Source organism: Geobacillus sp. FJAT-46040 (assembly GCF_002335725.1).
In the GTDB taxonomy this organism is placed as follows: Bacteria; Bacillota; Bacilli; order Bacillales; family Anoxybacillaceae; genus Geobacillus; species Geobacillus thermoleovorans.
In genome coordinates this window covers 1805878-1823596 of the sequence record NZ_NISS01000001.1, presented here as the reverse complement: position 1 = coordinate 1823596, position 17719 = coordinate 1805878, and the positions used below count along the sequence as shown (strand labels likewise).

Genomic DNA, 17719 nt, shown 5'->3' with positions numbered 1-17719 from the left:
AAAGGCAGCGCCGCTTTTGCCATCTTATCGAGCCGCAGGGTGATGAGAGCAAAGAAAAGGACGGAAGATGGCCGCCTCGGCCCTTGCTGAAAGGGGGAAACGCATGTGTTGATCCATATTGTCGGCGGCGGTCCGCGCCACCTTCTTCCCGATTTGCGCTCGTATGATGGGGACGATGTGCAGTGGGTCGGCGTCGACCGCGGTACGAAAGCGCTGCTGGATTTCGGACTCCGTCCGGTGCGGGCGTTTGGCGATTTTGATTCGCTGCCGGCAGGGGAGGTCAAGCGGCTAAGGGAGATGCTGCCGGAGCTTGACATTTGGCCGGCGGAAAAAGATAAAACGGATATGGAGATCGCTCTTGACTGGGCGGTTAGGCAGACAGATGGGGCCATCCGTCTGTTTGGGGCGACCGGCGGGCGGCTTGACCATTTGTTTGGCAACGTTGAGCTGCTGTTAAAGTACGCCGGGCGGCCCATTGAACTCATCGACCGGCAAAACGTGCTCACCGTCCATCTGCCCGGCGTGCATACGGTTGCGCGCGACGATCGATACCGCTATGTGTCATACATCCCGATTTCCGAAACGGTGGCGGAGCTTACGCTTACCGGATTTAAATATCCGCTAACAAACTGTCATATTTCCCGCGGTTCGACATTATGTATTAGTAACGAACTTATCCAATCTTCCGGTACTTTTTCGTTTTCAGAAGGCATATTAATGATGATAAGGAGCAGCGATTTTGCCGGCTGCCCGTAGTCGCGCTTGGCTTATGACGGAATATAATGGATAAGGAAATGGCGGGAAGCTCGTTATGATCGGTGTGAGGAGGGAATCGGGATGAAGTTTTATACGATCAAGCTGCCGAGATTTTTAGGCGGAATCGTGCGGGCGGTGTTGAACGCATTTAAAAAAGGATAAGAAAAAAGCACCATTTTTGGTGCTTTTTTGTTGCCGCCGAACAAAAGGAGGGTTGCAACCTTTTGGGCGGCTTCTTTTCGTTAGGACGTTAGACGCGTTTCACTTTTCCAGATTTCAGCGCGCGCGCCGAAACCCAAACGCGTTTCGGTTTGCCGTCAACTAAAATGCGCACTTTCTGCAAGTTGGCTTTCCATGTGCGGCGGCTGGCGTTCATGGCATGCGAACGCGAATTGCCGAACGATTTCTTCTTGCCGGTAATGAAGCACTTCGCCATCGTTTTTCCCTCCTTGCTTTCACATCCCTCTAAAAACACTATTATAATTTACCATACAACTGTAGGGATTGCAATAGACGTGCGGTTTTCTTTCAAGAAATTGTCCTTGACATATATTTCAGTTTTCGGCTAAATAATACTAGTGGGCGGACGGGAAGCGCTTTGAAAACAGAAAGCGTTATAGTACAATAGGGGTAGCTGTGCGAGATACGCAAAGGGGGAACGAGCATGTCGATCGAATGGCAAACGAAATACGGGCGCATCGAAGTCGCCAATGAAGTCATTGCGATGATCGCGGGGGGAGCTGCCGTCGATTGCTACGGCATTGTCGGAATGGCGTCGAAAAACCAAATTCGCGATGGGCTGTCGGAAATTTTGCGCCGGGAGAATTTTTCCAAAGGGGTTATTGTCCGCGAAGAAAACGGCGAGGTACATATCGATATGTACATCATCGTCAGCTACGGAACGAAAATTTCCGAAGTCGCTCATAACGTGCAGTCGAAAGTGAAGTACACGCTCGATCAGACGCTCGGGCTGGCGGTTCAGTCGATCAATATTTACGTTCAAGGGGTCCGGGTGTCAAACCCGTAGTAAGGAGGAGTTAGCCGGTGACAATGAGGACGCTTGACGGAAGACGATTTGCCGATATGGTGCAGCAAGGGGCCGCACATTTGGCGAACAACGCCAAGACGGTCGATGCGCTGAACGTCTTTCCGGTTCCGGATGGCGATACAGGAACAAACATGAACTTGTCGATGACGTCCGGGGCGAAAGAAGTGAAGGCGAATGCCTCCGACCATATCGGCAACGTCGCCGCGGCGCTGGCAAAAGGGCTGTTGATGGGGGCGCGCGGCAATTCCGGCGTCATTTTGTCGCAGCTGTTCCGCGGATTTGCCAAGGCAGTCGAAGGCAAACAAGCGGTGAACAGCTTCGAATTCGCCGCCGCTTTGCAGGCGGGGGTGGACACAGCCTATAAGGCGGTGATGAAGCCGGTTGAGGGGACGATCCTCACCGTTGCCAAAGAAGCGGCGCGCAAGGCGGTGGAGGTGGCAAAAAAAGAACGCGACGTGATCGCCGTGATGGAAGCGGCGCTCGCCGAGGCGAAAGCGGCGTTGCAGCGCACACCCGAATTGCTCCCGATCTTAAAGGAAGTCGGTGTCGTCGACAGCGGCGGTCAAGGGCTCGTATACATCTATGAAGGGTTTCTTGCTGCTTTGAAAGGAGAAATCGTGAGCGCCGCACGCGCTGAGGCGCGGATGGACGATCTAGTGAAAATGGTGCACCATCAAAGCGCGCAAAGCCATATTCATGCCGATGAGATCGAGTTTGGCTACTGTACGGAATTTATGGTCCGTTTTGAGCCGGAAAAGCTGGCCGAGCACCCGTTTTCCGAAGAAACGTTCCGCCGCGAGTTAAGCCAGTTCGGCGACTCCTTGCTCGTTGTCGCGGATGAAGAGCTTGTTAAGGTGCACATCCATTCGGAAACGCCGGGTGAGGTGCTGACATACGGTCAACGCTACGGCAGCTTGATCAATATTAAAATTGAAAACATGCGCGAACAACATGCCAACATCGTCGGCAAGGAGGCAAAAACGCTTCCTGGCGTTGCCAAAGAGGAAGCAAAGCCGTACGGCATCGTCGCCGTCGCCATGGGCGCTGGCGTGGCTGAACTGTTTCGGAGCATCGGTGCACACGCCATCATTGAAGGTGGGCAAACGATGAACCCGAGCACGGAAGAAATCGCTGACGCCATCCGCCTCGCCAGCGCGGAAACGGTGTTTGTGCTGCCAAACAACAAAAACATTGTGATGGCGGCAAAACAAGCGGCGGAGCTTTCCGAACAGCGGGTGATCGTCATCCCGTCGAAAACGGTTCCGCAAGGTCTGGCGGCGCTCTTGGCGTTCAATCCGGCGCAATCGGCCGAGCAAAATGAGCGGGCGATGACGGCGGCGCTGTCGCGAGTGAAAACGGGGCAAGTGACATTTTCCGTGCGCGATACGACGATTGACGGCATCGAGATTCAAAAGGGCGATTACATGGGGTTATGGGATGACCGCATTATTGCCGCTGACAAAGACAAACTCGCCGTAACGAAGCGGCTGCTTGATGCGCTCATTGATGAAGAAAGCGAAATCGTGACCATTTTGTACGGCGAAGACGCAACGGAGATCGATGTGGAAACAGTCGTTGCCTATTTGGAAACAAAACATGACGGGGTCGAAGTGGAAGTGCATAACGGAAAGCAGCCGCTGTATCCATTTATCATTTCCGTCGAATAATATGTTAGAATAATAGAAGGGAGCATTCCCTTCTATTTTTCTTATTTTTCTGTTTTGTGGAGGAATAGCGGAGATGAAATACAAAAGCGTCTTTGATATCATTGGCCCGGTGATGGTCGGGCCGTCAAGTTCACATACGGCCGGGGCGGTGCGCATCGGTTTGGTTGCGCGCAAGTTGTTTGGCCGAAAGCCGACGTGGGCGCGCATTTCGTTTTACGGCTCATTTGCCGAAACGTATCGGGGGCATGGCACCGACGTTGCCATTGTCGCCGGGCTGCTTGGGTTTGACACGTTCGATGAACGTCTTCCGAATGCGCTTGAGATCGCCCGAGCGGAAGGTGTAGATGTGTCGTTTTCCGCCGAGGAGGCGATTCCGCATCATCCGAATACGGCGCGCCTGCGGATTGGCGATGATGAAGGCGAGCTTGAGCTCGTCGGCATTTCGGTCGGCGGCGGCAAAATCGAAATCGTCGAATTGAATGGGTTTGCCTTGAAGCTGTCTGGCCACCATCCGGCGCTGCTCATTATGCATAATGACCGGTATGGGACGATTGGGGCGGTGGCTTCGGTGTTGGCGAAACAGAAAATCAACATCGGCCATATGGAAGTGTCGCGCAAGGAGAAAGGGAAAGAGGCGCTCATGGCGATCGAAGTTGACCAGCCGTTGACCGATGATCTGATTCAAGAATTGGAGCAGCTGCCGAACATCATTCAAGTGGCGAAGCTTGCGGATTGAAAAGAAATCGGTTTCATGTTGATGTGCATCAAAGAAGATAAGCCATGATGGAGAGAGGACAGGTGGGAATCAAATGTTTCGCAATGTGGCTGAACTTGTGGCGTTGGCCGAAAAGGACAGCATCAAAATCGCTGAAGTGATGATTCGTCAGGAAGTGGAAGTGAGCGGGCGAAGCCGGGAAGAGGTGATCGCGCAAATGGATCACCATCTAGCCGTCATGGAGCGCGCCGTCGAGAGGGGACTCGAAGGGGTTGTGTCCCGCTCCGGATTGACGGGCGGAGATGCGGTGCGGATGCAGCGTTATATTGAGGGCGGCCGTTTTTTGTCCGGAGAGACGATTTTAGACGCCGTCAGCAAAGCCATGGCGACCAACGAAGTGAACGCGGCGATGGGCGTCATTTGCGCCACGCCGACGGCTGGGGCGGCCGGCGTCGTCCCGGGGACGCTGTTTGCCGTGAAAGAGAAGCTGCGGCCGACAAGAATGGAAATGATTGAGTTTTTGTTTACAGCCGGGGCGTTTGGCTACATTGTCGCCAACAACGCCTCGATTTCCGGCGCCGCCGGCGGCTGTCAAGCCGAAGTTGGGTCGGCGGCCGGCATGGCCGCCGCGGCGCTGGTTGAGCTGGCCGGTGGGACGCCTGCTCAAGCGGCCGAAGCGATGGCCATCGCCTTAAAAAATATGTTGGGATTAGTATGCGACCCGGTTGCTGGCCTGGTCGAAGTGCCGTGCGTCAAGCGGAACGCGATGGGGGCGGCGAACGCCATGATCGCTGCGGATATGGCGCTAGCCGGCATTAAAAGCCGCATCCCGTGCGATGAAGTGATTGAAGCGATGTATCGCATCGGTGCAGCCATGCCGGTGGCGCTCAAAGAAACGGCGCAAGGGGGGTTGGCCGCGACGCCGACTGGCCGCGCCATTGCGGCCCGCATTTTCGGCGCTTCTGCGGCATCGAAGTGAACGAAGCGATGCAGCAGCCGGTGACGGCGGTCAAAGGCATCGGGGAAGAGACGGCGGCGGCGCTTGCCGACATCGGCATCGCGACGGTCGGTGAGCTGCTTGCGTACGCCCCGTACCGCTATGATGATTACGAACAAAAAGATTTGGCCGCCGTCCGCCATGAAGAAAAAGTGACAGTGGAAGGAAAAGTATACAGCGCCCCGCTGTTGACGTATTACGGAAAGAAAAAATCGCGCCTTTCCTTCCGCATGCTGGCCGATCGCTACTTGATCACCGTCGTTTGTTTCAACCGTCCCTATTTGAAGGAAAAAATCGCCCTGAACGAGACGGTGACGGTGATCGGCAAATGGGACCGGCATCGGCAAACGATCAACGCCTACGAGCTTCGGTTCGGACCGGCTCCGGAGACCACCGGCATCGAGCCGGTTTACTCCGTGCGCAGCCCACTGACGGTGAAAACGATGCGCCGGTTGATGAAAGCGGCGTTCGAACAGTTTGGCGAGCACATTCCCGACCCGTTGCCGCCCGCTTTGCGCCGCGCTTATCGCCTTGTCGACAAACAAGAAGCGCTCCGCGCCCTTCATTTTCCGCGCACGCGCGAAGAATTGCATCAGGCGCGGCGCCGGCTCATCTATGAGGAGTTTTTGTTGTACCAGCTGAAAATGCAGGCGCTCCGTCGATTGATGCGCGATGAGCAGCGCGGCGTCGTTCATTCGTTTTCTGAAGAGCGGCTTTCGTCCTTTCTTTCCGGATTGCCGTTTGTCTTGACGAACGCCCAGCGCCGTGTCATCGGCGAAATTTTGGCGGACATGCGTTCGCCGCGGCAAATGAACCGGCTTTTGCAAGGCGACGTCGGTTCTGGCAAGACGGTCGTTGCCGCTGTCGCTCTTTACGCCGCCGCTTTGTCCGGATTTCAAGGAGCGCTGATGGTGCCGACGGAAATTCTGGCTGAACAGCACGCCCGCTCGCTCGCCGAGCTGTTTGCCGATACGGATGTGACGATCGCGCTCTTGACAAGCTCAGTGAAGGGAAAGCAGCGCAAAGCGGTGCTTGCCGAACTGGAAGAAGGAACAATTGATATCGTCGTAGGCACGCACGCCTTGATTCAAGAAGGAGTGCAGTTTCGCCGGCTCGGCCTCGTTATTACGGACGAGCAGCACCGGTTTGGCGTCGAACAGCGCCGCGTTTTGCGTGAGAAAGGGCATGCACCGGATGTATTGATGATGACGGCGACGCCGATTCCGCGCACACTCGCCATTACGGCGTTCGGCGACATGGACGTATCGGTGCTCGATGAAATGCCGGCCGGACGAAAAAAAGTCGAGACGTATTGGGTGAAGCATCATCAGTTCTCCCGCGTGCTCGATTTTATCGAAAAGGAATTGCGCCGTGGTCATCAGGCGTATGTCATCTGTCCGCTCATTGAGGAGTCGGACAAATTGGATGTGCAAAACGCCATCGATGTCCATAGCCAGCTTGTCCATTATTATCGCGGGAAATATGAGATCGGCTTGATGCACGGCCGGCTGTCGGCCGACGAAAAAGAACGCGTCATGAGGGCGTTCAGCGAAAACCGCATCCATGTGCTCGTCTCGACGACGGTCGTTGAAGTCGGCGTGAATGTACCGAATGCGACGGTGATGGTCATTTACGACGCCGAACGGTTTGGCCTCGCCCAGCTCCATCAGCTGCGCGGGCGGGTCGGGCGCGGCGACGCCCAGTCGTACTGCATTTTGATCGCCGACCCGAAATCGGAAGTCGGCAAAGAACGAATGCGCATCATGACGGAAACGGCCGATGGGTTTGTGTTGGCCGAAAAAGATTTGGAGCTGCGCGGTCCGGGCGATTTTTTCGGTACAAAACAAAGCGGGCTCCCGGAATTCCGCTACGGCGATCCAGTGCATGATTACCGCATTTTGGAAGTCGCCCGCCGCGATGCCGCCAAGCTCGTTTCCTCGGCCGCGTTTTGGCGCGATGAGGTGTACGCCGGGCTGCGCGCCGAGCTGGAAGCGTCCGGCATACTCGATGGGGAAAAGCTAGATTAATAGACAGGGGAGGAGGCGCCGGCGCATTCGCGCTCCGCTGTTTTTTATGGTAATTGATTTTTTGGCCAGTGAAAGCCTATATTTTTATTGTTCGGACGGAGGAGGCAGGAGATGCCTGTCCCACTATTTCGTTTGTGGGCCTCGAGGATGGAGCAGAAAGCCGTTTGGCGAGGGGGGCGTCGGATCCACAACGGCCGACAGCATGTGGCGCTGTTCATTTTTTGTGCTTGCATTTCGTTTTGTGATATTATATATTACTTTTAGTACCTAGTCATAAAATCGGACGGTGTCACGAATCGATGAGAAAAAGCAAACGCGAACGGCAACGGTTGTTGCAGGAGACGATCCGGGAAAACCCGTTTATCACCGATGAAGAGCTCGCCGAAAAATTTTCGGTCAGCGTGCAGACGATCCGCCTTGATCGGCTTGAGCTGTCGATTCCCGAACTGCGTGAGCGCATCAAGAATGTCGCCCGCCAGTCGTTCGCTGATAAAGTGCGGGCGTTGCCGCTTGAAGAAGTGATCGGCGACATTATTGACATCGAGCCGGATGCGAGCGCCATTTCGATTTTCGATGTGAAAGAGGAGCACGTCTTTCGGCGCACCCGCATCGCCCGCGGCCATCATTTGTTCGCTCAGGCCAACTCGCTTGCCGTCGCTGTCATCCATGATGAACTGGCGCTGACAGCGAAAGCGACCATTCGTTTTGTGCGCCAAGTGAAAGAAGGGGAGCGGGTCGTAGCCAAAGCGAAAGTGACCGGAAAAACGGCGCACGGGCGCACAATCGTCGAGGTGAACAGCTACGTCGGCCAGGAGCTCGTCTTTTCTGGTACGTTTGAAATGTATCGTTCAAACATAGAGAAAAAGGATGGGGACAGCAGTCAACTACCCCCACTTAGCTAACGCTTGAAGTGGGGGCTTGCAACTCCCCAGAAGTGCAAACGGACTTCGTCCTCCTTCCTTGACTTGGGGTTGCATCAGGGGGCAGGTTGACGACTACCCAACGACGCAGGTCATGCCTGCATCGTTACCGATTCTCTCGGTGTGTCTGTTGGCAGTACTTGGCTTCCACACACAACAGACGGACCTACGCTCGATGTTTTACGGTTACAACGTTTCCTGTAACCAAGGCCATACATCGAGTAGCCGTGATTGGAGTGCCTTTATTGAACGGTTTTCTCCACGCCTTTATTATATCATACACAAAAGAAAGGGGGGAACGCGCATTCCTCTCCCACTTACTCCCTTTGGTCGTTGAAGTGGGAGTCTCCTGCGCGAAATAGGATGAATATCGCGGTTGATGCCATGGGTGGAGACCATGCCCCGGGCGAAATCGTGCGCGGGGCGCTTATGGCCGCCGCCCATTTCCCTGACATCGAGATTACGCTGATTGGCGATGAAGAGAAAATTCGCCCGCATGTGACGGGTGAAGAGCGCATTTCGATCATCCACACCGACGAAGTGATCGAAGCAGATGATGAGCCGGTGCGGGCAGTGCGGCGCAAAAAGAACTCGTCGATGGTGCGCATGGCGGAAGAAGTGAAAGAAGGGCGCGCCGCTGCCTGCATTTCCGCCGGCAATACCGGGGCGCTCATGGCAGCCGGACTGTTTGTCGTCGGGCGGGCAGCCGGCATCGACCGCCCGGCGCTCGCCCCGACGCTGCCGACGTTGGATGGGCGCGGCTTTGTCTTTCTGGATGTCGGCGCCAACGTCGATGCAAAGCCGGAACATTTGCAGCAATACGCTTTGATGGGACATGTGTACGCAAAGAACGTGCGCGGCGTCGAAAAACCGCGCATCGGCTTGCTGAACGTCGGAACGGAAGACCAAAAAGGAAACGAAACAACGAAACGGGCGTTTGCCTTGCTCAAGGAAACGAACCTTCATTTCATCGGCAATGTCGAAGCGCGCGATCTGCTGCAAGGAGTGGCTGATGTTGTTGTCGCCGACGGCTTTGCCGGCAATGTTGCGTTAAAAACGATTGAAGGGACGGCGATGGCGCTCTTTTCCTTGCTCAAGCAGACGCTGACAAGCGGCGTCGCGGCGAAGCTGGCCGCCGCCGTCCTCAAGCCAAAGCTCGCCGGGCTGAAAAAAATGATGGACTACTCGGAGTATGGCGGCGCGGCGCTGTTTGGCTTAAATGCTCCGGTCATTAAAGCGCACGGGTCGTCCGATGCGAACGCCATCTTCCACGCCATCCGCCAGGCGCGAGAGATGGTGGTTCATGATGTCATCGGCACGATCAGAGCGGAGCTGGAACGGGCATAATCGGTAAAGGAGGAATCAAAAATGGGGAAAATCGCCTTTTTATTTCCTGGCCAAGGATCGCAGACGGTCGGCATGGCGAAAGACGCTGCCGAGCATGACGACCGCGCCCGTGCCGTCATCGCGGAGGCTGACGAGCGGCTTGGATTCGCGCTTTCCAAGCTCATGTTCAACGGACCGCAAGAAGAGCTGACGTTGACATATAACGCCCAGCCGGCGCTCTTGACCGCCAGCATCGCCTTGCTCCAGCTTGTCGACGGCGCTGGGCTGAAAGCGGACTATGTTGCCGGCCACAGCTTAGGCGAATATACGGCGCTTGTCGCCGCCGGCGCCATGTCGTTTGCCGATGCCGTCTACGCGGTGCGTCGCCGCGGTGAGCTGATGGATGAAGCGGTGCCGGCCGGTGAAGGGACGATGGCGGCGGTGCTTGGGATGGACGCTGATGCGCTTGAAGCAGTGACAAATGAAATCGCCGCCCAAGGCGATCCGGTCGAGCCGGCCAACTTCAACTGCCCGGGGCAAATTGTCATCTCCGGCTCGAAAGCCGGAGTGGAAAAAGCGGCTCAGCTTTTGAAAGAACGCGGCGCCAAACGCGTCATTCCGCTTGAGGTGAGCGGTCCGTTCCACTCCGCTCTCATGAAGCCGGCGGCAGAAAAACTGAAAGCGGTTCTTGACAGTTTGGTGATTCGTGACGCCGTCATTCCGGTCGTCGCCAATGTGACTGCTGAGCCGGTGACGAAAAAAGAGGACATCGCCCGCCTTCTCATTGAACAACTGTACTCGCCGGTGCGTTGGGAGCAGTCGGTGCGCACGCTTCTTTCGCTTGGTGTCGACACGTTTGTCGAAATCGGTCCGGGAAAAGTGTTGTCCGGCCTTGTGAAAAAAATCGACCGCAACGCCCGCGTTTATGCGGTGAACGATCTTGCTTCCTTCGAAGCGACCGTTGCGGCGCTGAAAGGGGAATAAAGCGATGCTCGAAGGAAAAATTGCTCTTGTGACCGGGGCGTCGCGCGGCATTGGCCGGGCGGTCGCTCTGGAGCTTGCCCGCCAAGGGGCGAACGTTGCCGTCAATTACGCCGGCAGCGAGGCGAAAGCGAATGAAGTTGTCGAGGCCATCCGCTCGCTCGGCCGCGAAGCGATCGCCGTGCAGGCGGACGTCGCCCGCGCTGAGGATGTTGAGCGCATGGTGAAAACGACGATTGACCATTTTGGCCGCCTCGATATTTTGGTCAACAACGCCGGCATTACACGCGACAATTTATTGATGCGGATGAAAGAAGAAGAATGGGATGCCGTGATTAACACGAACTTAAAAGGAGTATTTCTTTGTACGAAGGCGGCAACGCGCCCGATGATGAAGCAGCGCTATGGGCGGATCGTCAACATTGCTTCGGTCGTCGGCGTGATCGGCAATCCGGGGCAGGCGAACTATGTCGCCGCCAAGGCCGGCGTCATCGGGCTGACGAAGACGGCGGCGCGCGAATTCGCCAGCCGCAACATCACCGTTAACGCCGTCGCACCAGGATTCATTACGACCGATATGACCGAAGCGCTCAGCCCGGAGCTGAAGGCGGAAATGTTAAAGCAAATTCCGCTCGCCCGCTTTGGCGAGCCGGATGATGTCGCCCGCGTCGTCGCTTTCCTCGCTTCCGACGCCGCGAGCTACATGACTGGACAGACGCTTCATGTTGACGGCGGCATGGTGATGCCGTAAGAAAAACAGCGCTAGTATTTTTTCTGCCAATCGACTATAATCATGAAGGGAGGTGAACGCAATGGCCGATGTATTGGAACGTGTAACGAAAATCATCGTTGACCGGCTGGGGGTTGACGAATCGCAAGTGACGCTCGAAGCGTCGTTTAAGGACGACTTGGGCGCTGACTCGCTCGACATCGTCGAACTCGTCATGGAACTTGAAGATGAATTCAACATGGAAATTTCCGATGAAGAGGCGGAAAAAATCGTCACAGTCGGAGACGCTGTGAACTACATAAAAAGTCGTCTGTAATGCTGCTTTTTTGCAAAGTCCCGTTGCTTCGAACGGGGCTTTCTCTGCTTTTTCAGGGATGCTCGGCGGGCCTTGCGGAAAAAAGCGCACGATTCCCGCTCGCGTAGCGGACCGGAGAACGGATATAATAGAAGAAGACACGGCCATTTTGTTCTGGAACGAAGTCGGAGGGCATTTTTATGTCAAAACAAAAAGATAAAGAGCGCATCCATGAAAAGAGGCGGGCGAAGTTTCAAGAGCTGCAAAACAAAATCGGCATCACCTTTCGAAACGAAAAGCTGTTGATTCAAGCGTTCACCCATTCATCGTATGTGAATGAGCATCGGCGGCGGCTTCACGAAGACAATGAACGGCTTGAGTTTTTAGGCGATGCCGTGCTGGAGCTGACCGTTTCTCAATATTTATTTCAAAAGTTCCCGCATATGAGCGAGGGGCAATTGACGAAGCTGAGGGCGGCCATCGTCTGCGAGCCGTCGCTTGTGAAATTTGCCAACGCCCTGTCGTTCGGCGAGCTCGTCTTGCTCGGCAAAGGCGAGGAGCTGACCGGCGGGCGGACGCGTCCGGCGCTCTTGGCAGACGTCTTTGAGGCGTTCATCGGCGCTTTGTATTTGGATCAAGGAATGGACGCGGTCATCCGCTTTTTGGAGAAAACGATGTTTCCGAAAATTGATGAAGGTGCTTTTTCTCATGTGATGGATTTTAAAAGCCAGCTGCAGGAATTGGTGCAGCGGGACGGCAGCGGAACGCTTGAATACGCCATTTTGGAGGAAAAAGGTCCGGCCCACAACAAGGAGTTTGTCGCCCGCGTAGCGTTAAACGGCCAAGAGCTTGGCATCGGCGTCGGCCGCTCGAAAAAGGAAGCCGAACAACATGCGGCGCAAATGGCGCTCGAAACGTTGCGGGCTGCCGATCAGCAGTGAAGGCTGGCGCTGTTACGTCAGTCTTTTTTCTGTGAACGTGCGAAGGGATGGAGAGCAAACGCTGCTCATGGGTGTTTCGATGAACATGCGCGCCTTGAGCGGGGGAAGAAAGGCGTTTTTTTCGATAGCTCATATGGTAGGATGAAAAGATCGAACGTCTCGGTTTCCAAAAAGGGCTCCGGGGTGTTTGTGGTGGATCACAGTGGAAAGATGGTGAGGCGTCATACCATGTTCCTGAAACGATTGGATGTGATCGGCTTTAAATCGTTCGCCGACCGTGTATCGATCGAGTTTGTCCCTGGTGTGACGGCGGTCGTCGGTCCGAACGGGAGCGGCAAAAGCAACATTACCGATGCGATCCGTTGGGTGCTCGGTGAGCAATCAGCAAGATCGTTGCGCGGGGCGAAAATGGAAGACGTCATCTTCGCCGGCAGCGAATCGCGCAAGCCGCTCAATGTGGCTGAAGTGACGATCACACTCGACAATGAAGACGGCTTTTTGCCGCTTGAGTACCAGGAAGTGAGCGTGACCCGGCGCGTTTATCGCTCGGGGGAGAGCGAGTTTTTCATCAACCGCCAGCCGTGCCGTTTGAAAGACATCGTCGATTTGTTTCTCGATTCCGGGCTCGGCAAGGAGGCGTTTTCCATCATCGGCCAAGGCCGGGTCGAAGAGATTTTAAGCAGCAAACCGGAAGAGCGGCGCACGATTTTTGAAGAAGCGGCCGGCGTGTTGAAGTACAAGCTGCGGAAAAAAAAGGCGGAGGCGAAGCTAGCGGAGACGCAAGACAACTTGCACCGCGTCAACGATATTTTGCACGAGCTCGAACAGCAGCTTGAGCCGCTCCGCATGCAGGCGTCGCTCGCCAAAGAGTTTTTGGAAAAACGCGAAGAGCTCGAGCGATTTGAAGTGGCGCTGATGGTTCACGACATCGAGCAGCTGCGCGGGCAATGGAATGAGTTGAAGGAAGCGCTTGATGGGCACCAGCGGGACGAAGTGGCGCTGGCGGCGGCGTTGCAGAAAATGGAAGCCCAAATCGAACAGCTCCGCGATCAAATGACCGCCATTGACGAATCGATCGACGGTTTGCAGCAAGTGCTTCTTTTAGCCAGCGAAGAGCTTGAGAAGCTCGAAGGGCGGAAAGAAGTATTGAAAGAGAGAAAAAAGCATGCCGCGAGGCGAAAAGCGCAGCTGGACGACATAACGGCTGCACTGGCTGCGAAACGGCGCCGCTTGACGGAGCAGCTGCATGCCGAGCGGGAGGAACTCGCCCGGCTTGAGGCGGGCGCCGCAGCGCTCGAGCGGGAGCTGAAAGAAAAACAGGCTTTGTTTTCGGCGCATGAAGCCGACATTGAAGAAGAAATCGAGCGGCGAAAAGGTGATTACATCGACCTTGTTCATGAACAGGCGGCGTTGAAAAACGAACGCGCACATGTGGAGCAGGCGCTTGGCAAGCTGCATGCCAAACGGACGGCGCTCGATGAAGCGAACCGCCGCCATCTCGCCGAACGTGAACAGCTCGAGCAGAAGCGGGCGGCTTTATGGGCCGAGCAGACCCGCCTCGAACAGGCGCTGACGGAAGCGCATAACAGACAAGCCGCTCTCGCCGCGGCGCTCGCAGCGCAAAAAACGGAGCTCGAGCAGCATGAAGCGTTGCTGCATCAGGCGCGCCAATACCGGCAGCAAACCAAAGCGCGCCAGCAATGGTTGGAAGAGATGCAACATGATTATTCCGGTTTTGTCCAAGGAGTAAAAGAAGTATTAAAGGCGCGCGACCTTCTGCCCGGCATTCATGGCGCCATTGTTGAGCTCATTCGCGTGCCGGACCGCTATGAGACGGCGATTGAAACGGCGCTCGGCGGGGCGATGCAGCATATCGTCGTTGACAGCGAACAGGCGGCGCGGCAAGCGATTCACTATTTGAAAACGAACGGCTACGGGCGCGCGACGTTTTTGCCGCTTGACGTCATCCAAGCGCGCGCGCTTTCAGAACGGGAGCGGGCGGCGATTGACCGCCATCCGGCGTTTGTCGGCATCGCAAGCGAGCTCGTCGAATACGACCGCGCCTATAGGGCGGCGATCGCCCATTTGCTCGGCCATGTCATCGTGACAGCCGATTTAAAAGGCGCGAATGAGCTGGCCAAGCTTCTTCACTATCGCTATCGCCTCGTGACATTGGACGGTGATGTCGTCAGCCCTGGCGGGGCGATGACCGGCGGCGGGGCGGCGAAAAAGACCGCGTCGTTGCTAAGTCGAAACCGCGAGCTTGAGACGCTTTTGGCCAAACTGCAGGAAATGGATGAAACGATCGCTCGGCTTGAGCGGGCTGTTGCCGCAAAACGACACGAGCTGGCGGAGCAGGAAGCGCAGGCGGACGCGCTGCAAGAAGAGGTTGCGGCGCTTCGGGAGGCCCTGCAAAGACAAAAGGACGAGCAACGCGAGCTCGAATGGCAGAAAAAACGGATCGACGAGCGGCTCGCACTGTATGATGAAGAAAAGGCGAACGACGAGCGCGAAATGGCAGAGCTCAACCGCCGCCTCGGCGCCATTGACAGGCAGCTTGAGCAGCTTGCCGAGAAACTGCAGGCGATCGATGACGACATCAGCCGGCTGCAGGCGCAAAAACAGACGGAGCAAACGACGAAAGAGGCGCTCCAGGCAGCGATCACGGAGCAAAAAATCGCCTTGGCGGAAACGAAAGAGCGCGTGAAACATGCACGCCGGAAAGTGGAAGAATGGGAAGCGGAGCTTGCCGAAACGATCCGTGGGCTCAAAGAAGCAGAGCGCGAACGAGCCGCTTTGGATGCGGAAATAAAGGCGCCGGAATGGAACGAGGAAGAGATTGAGCAGCTGCGAAAGCAAAAGCTTGAGGACAAGCAAAAGACATTGGAGCTGATCGCGAGCCGTCGCGAACAGCGGCTCGATTTCCAACGCCGTCTTGAACATTTGGAACAGGAATGGAAAGAGACGAAGCGGCAGCATAAACAGCTCGCCGATGTCGTGAAAGACGAAGAAGTAAAGTTGAACCGGCTTGATGTGGAGCTTGAGAATTTGCTTGTCCGTCTGCGCGAAGAGTATGGGCTGTCGTTTGAAGCGGCTCGCTCCGCGTACCCGCTTGAGATCGGCGCCGATGAGGCGCGCAAGCGGGTGAAGCTGATCAAGCGCGCCATGGAGGAGCTCGGCACCGTCAACTTGGGGGCGATCGATGAATACGAACGAGTTTCCGAACGGCACCGCTTTTTAAGCGAGCAAAAAACCGATTTGGAAGAGGCGAAGGCGACGCTACACCAAGTCATTGATGAAATGGACGATGAAATGAAAAAACGATTTTTCGCGACGTTTGAACAAATCCGCGCCCATTTTGGCGAGGTATTTGGCGAGCTGTTCGGCGGCGGGCGCGCCGATTTGCGGCTGACCGATCCGAACGACTTGCTTGAGACTGGGATCGACATCGTCGCTCAGCCTCCGGGGAAAAAGCTGCAACATTTAAGCTTGCTTTCCGGCGGCGAACGGGCGCTGACGGCGATCGCCCTCTTGTTTTCGATTTTAAAGGTGCGCCCGGTGCCGTTTTGCGTCCTTGATGAAGTCGAAGCGGCGCTTGATGAAGCGAACGTGCAGCGGTATGCCCAATATTTAAAACGGTTCAGCCGCGACACGCAGTTTATCGTCATCACCCATCGAAAAGGGACGATGGAAGAAGCGGACGTGCTGTACGGCGTCACGATGCAAGAATCGGGCGTCTCAAAGCTTGTTTCTGTCCGTTTGGAAGATTCGAAGGAGCTCGTGCGGTCATAATGGAAAGGAGGCGCTTTGGATGGGTTTTTTTCAAAAATGGAAAGAAAAATGGACAAAGCAAGCGGATGCCGTAACCGAAAAGTTTAAAGAAGGGCTGTCAAAAACGCGAAATTCGCTCGCCGGGAAAGTGAACGACCTCATCGCCCGTTATCGGAAAGTGGATGAAGAGTTTTTTGAAGAGCTTGAGGAAATTTTGATCGCCGCGGATGTGGGCGTCACGACCGTCATGGAACTTGTCGATGAGCTGAAAATGGAAGTGAAGCGCCGCAACATTCAAGACCCGGCGCAAATGCGCGACGTCATCGCCGAAAAGCTCGTTGACATTTACCGCGCCGGCGCCGATGACAAAGAACTTTCCGCTTTGAATATACAAGAAGGCGGGCTGACGGTCATTTTGTTCGTCGGTGTCAACGGCGTCGGCAAAACGACAACGATCGGCAAGCTCGCCCATAAGCTGAAATCGGAAGGGAAATCCGTCTTGTTGGCAGCTGGCGACACGTTCCGCGCCGGGGCGATCGAGCAGCTCGAAGCGTGGGGCGAGCGCGTTGGGGTCGACGTCATTAAGCAGGCGGCCGGCTCCGATCCAGCGGCGGTCATGTATGATGCGATTCAAGCGGCGAAAGCGCGCGGCGTTGACGTATTGTTATGCGACACGGCCGGGCGGCTGCAAAACAAAGTGAATTTAATGAAAGAGCTCGAAAAAGTGAAACGCGTCATCAGCCGCGAAATTCCGGGCGCTCCGCATGAAGTACTGCTTGTGTTGGATGCGACGACCGGGCAAAACGCGATGAGCCAAGCCAAGCTGTTTAAAGAAGCGACCGATGTGACCGGCATCGTGTTGACGAAGCTTGACGGCACGGCGAAAGGCGGCATCGTGCTTGCCATTCGCAACGAGATGGCCATCCCGGTGAAACTCGTCGGCCTCGGCGAGAAGATGGACGATTTGCAAGTGTTCGATCCAGAACAGTACGTCTACGGATTGTTTGCTGATTTGCTGGAATCATAAACAAGCCAACAGAGGGTGCTCCCAAAACAATGGAGCGCCCTTTGTTGTTACGTCCACGGGAGTGTAACCGATAAGCCCTTTGTCCGTTCCATCCCTTGACACCTTGCCGAAAAGACGGTACACTACATTTTTGTAAAGGTATTTTACTTAACAATGAGGGAGGGAGAGTCCGGTGCTGGAAAAAACGATGCGCATGAACTATTTATACGATTTTTACCAAGCGCTGTTGACGCCGAAACAGCGCAACTATATGGCGCTTTACTACTTGGACGACTACTCCCTCGGGGAAATTGCCGAACAATATGAGGTGAGCCGCCAGGCGGTGTACGATAACATCCGGCGTACAGAAGCGATGCTGGAGCAGTATGAAGAGAAGCTCGGGCTGCTGCGAAAATATGAACGGCGGCGGCAGATCATCGAGCGGCTGAAAGACTACATCAGCCGGCACTACGGTGCTGACGCCGAATTGGCGGCGCTAGTCCGCGAGCTTGACGAACTTGATTAAAAAAGGGGGTGGC

General features: G+C 55.6%; 17 protein-coding genes. 16 read left to right on the top strand and 1 reads right to left on the bottom strand.

All coding sequences use genetic code 11. The features are described 5' to 3' along the window. Positions 1–105: 105 nt before the first annotated feature. Entirely contained in the window at positions 106–756 is a 651-nt protein-coding gene (locus tag CD000_RS09615) for a thiamine diphosphokinase (RefSeq protein ID WP_096225539.1), read from the top strand. Positions 757–837: 81 nt separating this feature from the next. Further along, entirely contained in the window at positions 838–918 is an 81-nt protein-coding gene (gene spoVM / locus CD000_RS09610) for a stage V sporulation protein SpoVM (protein ID WP_011230680.1), read from the top strand. 88 nt (positions 919–1006) lie between these two features. Here the strand turns inward: spoVM and rpmB are convergent, their stop codons facing one another. Next, on the bottom strand, positions 1007–1192 hold the full coding sequence (gene rpmB / locus CD000_RS09605) for a 50S ribosomal protein L28 (protein WP_011230681.1): 186 nt from the start codon (positions 1190–1192) through the stop codon (positions 1007–1009). A 228-nt stretch (positions 1193–1420) separates the two neighbouring features. Here rpmB and CD000_RS09600 point away from each other — a divergent pair, with 228 nt between their 5' ends. From CD000_RS09600 to CD000_RS09525, 14 genes are all read left to right on the top strand, one after another. Continuing rightward, the gene (locus CD000_RS09600; protein WP_011230682.1) at positions 1421–1783 is read left to right on the top strand and encodes an Asp23/Gls24 family envelope stress response protein; all 363 of its coding nucleotides are present in this window, start codon (positions 1421–1423) and stop codon (positions 1781–1783) included. A 17-nt stretch (positions 1784–1800) separates the two neighbouring features. Next, entirely contained in the window at positions 1801–3471 is a 1671-nt protein-coding gene (locus CD000_RS09595) for a DAK2 domain-containing protein (protein WP_096225538.1), read from the top strand. A 73-nt stretch (positions 3472–3544) separates the two neighbouring features. Then, positions 3545–4207, top strand: coding sequence for an L-serine ammonia-lyase, iron-sulfur-dependent subunit beta (gene sdaAB / locus CD000_RS09590; RefSeq protein ID WP_096225537.1), 663 nt, complete (start codon positions 3545–3547; stop codon positions 4205–4207). 73 nt (positions 4208–4280) lie between these two features. After that, complete coding sequence (gene sdaAA, locus CD000_RS09585; RefSeq protein ID WP_011230685.1) at positions 4281–5165, top strand: L-serine ammonia-lyase, iron-sulfur-dependent, subunit alpha; 885 nt, start codon at positions 4281–4283, stop codon at positions 5163–5165. After that, positions 5162–7210, top strand: coding sequence for an ATP-dependent DNA helicase RecG (gene recG, locus CD000_RS09580; RefSeq protein WP_096225536.1), 2049 nt, complete (start codon positions 5162–5164; stop codon positions 7208–7210). Before sdaAA ends, recG begins: the two co-directional genes overlap by 4 nt. A 299-nt stretch (positions 7211–7509) precedes the next feature. After that, positions 7510–8112 (top strand): transcription factor FapR, encoded by a 603-nt coding sequence (fapR, locus tag CD000_RS09575; RefSeq protein ID WP_096225535.1) that lies wholly within the window; start codon positions 7510–7512, stop codon positions 8110–8112. 381 nt (positions 8113–8493) lie between these two features. Beyond that, positions 8494–9477, top strand: a complete 984-nt coding sequence (gene plsX, locus CD000_RS09565) for a phosphate acyltransferase PlsX (protein WP_096225534.1) — start codon at positions 8494–8496, stop codon at positions 9475–9477. Between the two features lie 21 nt (positions 9478–9498). Further along, positions 9499–10440: an ACP S-malonyltransferase gene (fabD, locus tag CD000_RS09560; protein WP_011230689.1), complete on the top strand. Its 942-nt coding sequence runs from the start codon at positions 9499–9501 to the stop codon at positions 10438–10440. A 4-nt stretch (positions 10441–10444) separates the two neighbouring features. Next, positions 10445–11188, top strand: coding sequence for a 3-oxoacyl-[acyl-carrier-protein] reductase (gene fabG / locus CD000_RS09555; RefSeq protein WP_011230690.1), 744 nt, complete (start codon positions 10445–10447; stop codon positions 11186–11188). 61 nt (positions 11189–11249) lie between these two features. Further along, positions 11250–11483, top strand: a complete 234-nt coding sequence (locus CD000_RS09550; protein WP_011230691.1) for an acyl carrier protein — start codon at positions 11250–11252, stop codon at positions 11481–11483. A 179-nt stretch (positions 11484–11662) separates the two neighbouring features. Further along, the gene (rnc, locus tag CD000_RS09545; protein WP_011230692.1) at positions 11663–12403 is read left to right on the top strand and encodes a ribonuclease III; all 741 of its coding nucleotides are present in this window, start codon (positions 11663–11665) and stop codon (positions 12401–12403) included. Positions 12404–12631: 228 nt separating this feature from the next. Beyond that, positions 12632–16195: a chromosome segregation protein SMC gene (smc, locus tag CD000_RS09535; protein ID WP_096225533.1), complete on the top strand. Its 3564-nt coding sequence runs from the start codon at positions 12632–12634 to the stop codon at positions 16193–16195. A gap of 19 nt (positions 16196–16214) precedes the next feature. After that, complete coding sequence (gene ftsY, locus CD000_RS09530) at positions 16215–17201, top strand: signal recognition particle-docking protein FtsY (protein ID WP_013523383.1); 987 nt, start codon at positions 16215–16217, stop codon at positions 17199–17201. 172 nt (positions 17202–17373) lie between these two features. Beyond that, positions 17374–17706, top strand: a complete 333-nt coding sequence (locus CD000_RS09525) for a putative DNA-binding protein (RefSeq protein WP_013523384.1) — start codon at positions 17374–17376, stop codon at positions 17704–17706. Positions 17707–17719: the final 13 nt, after the last annotated feature.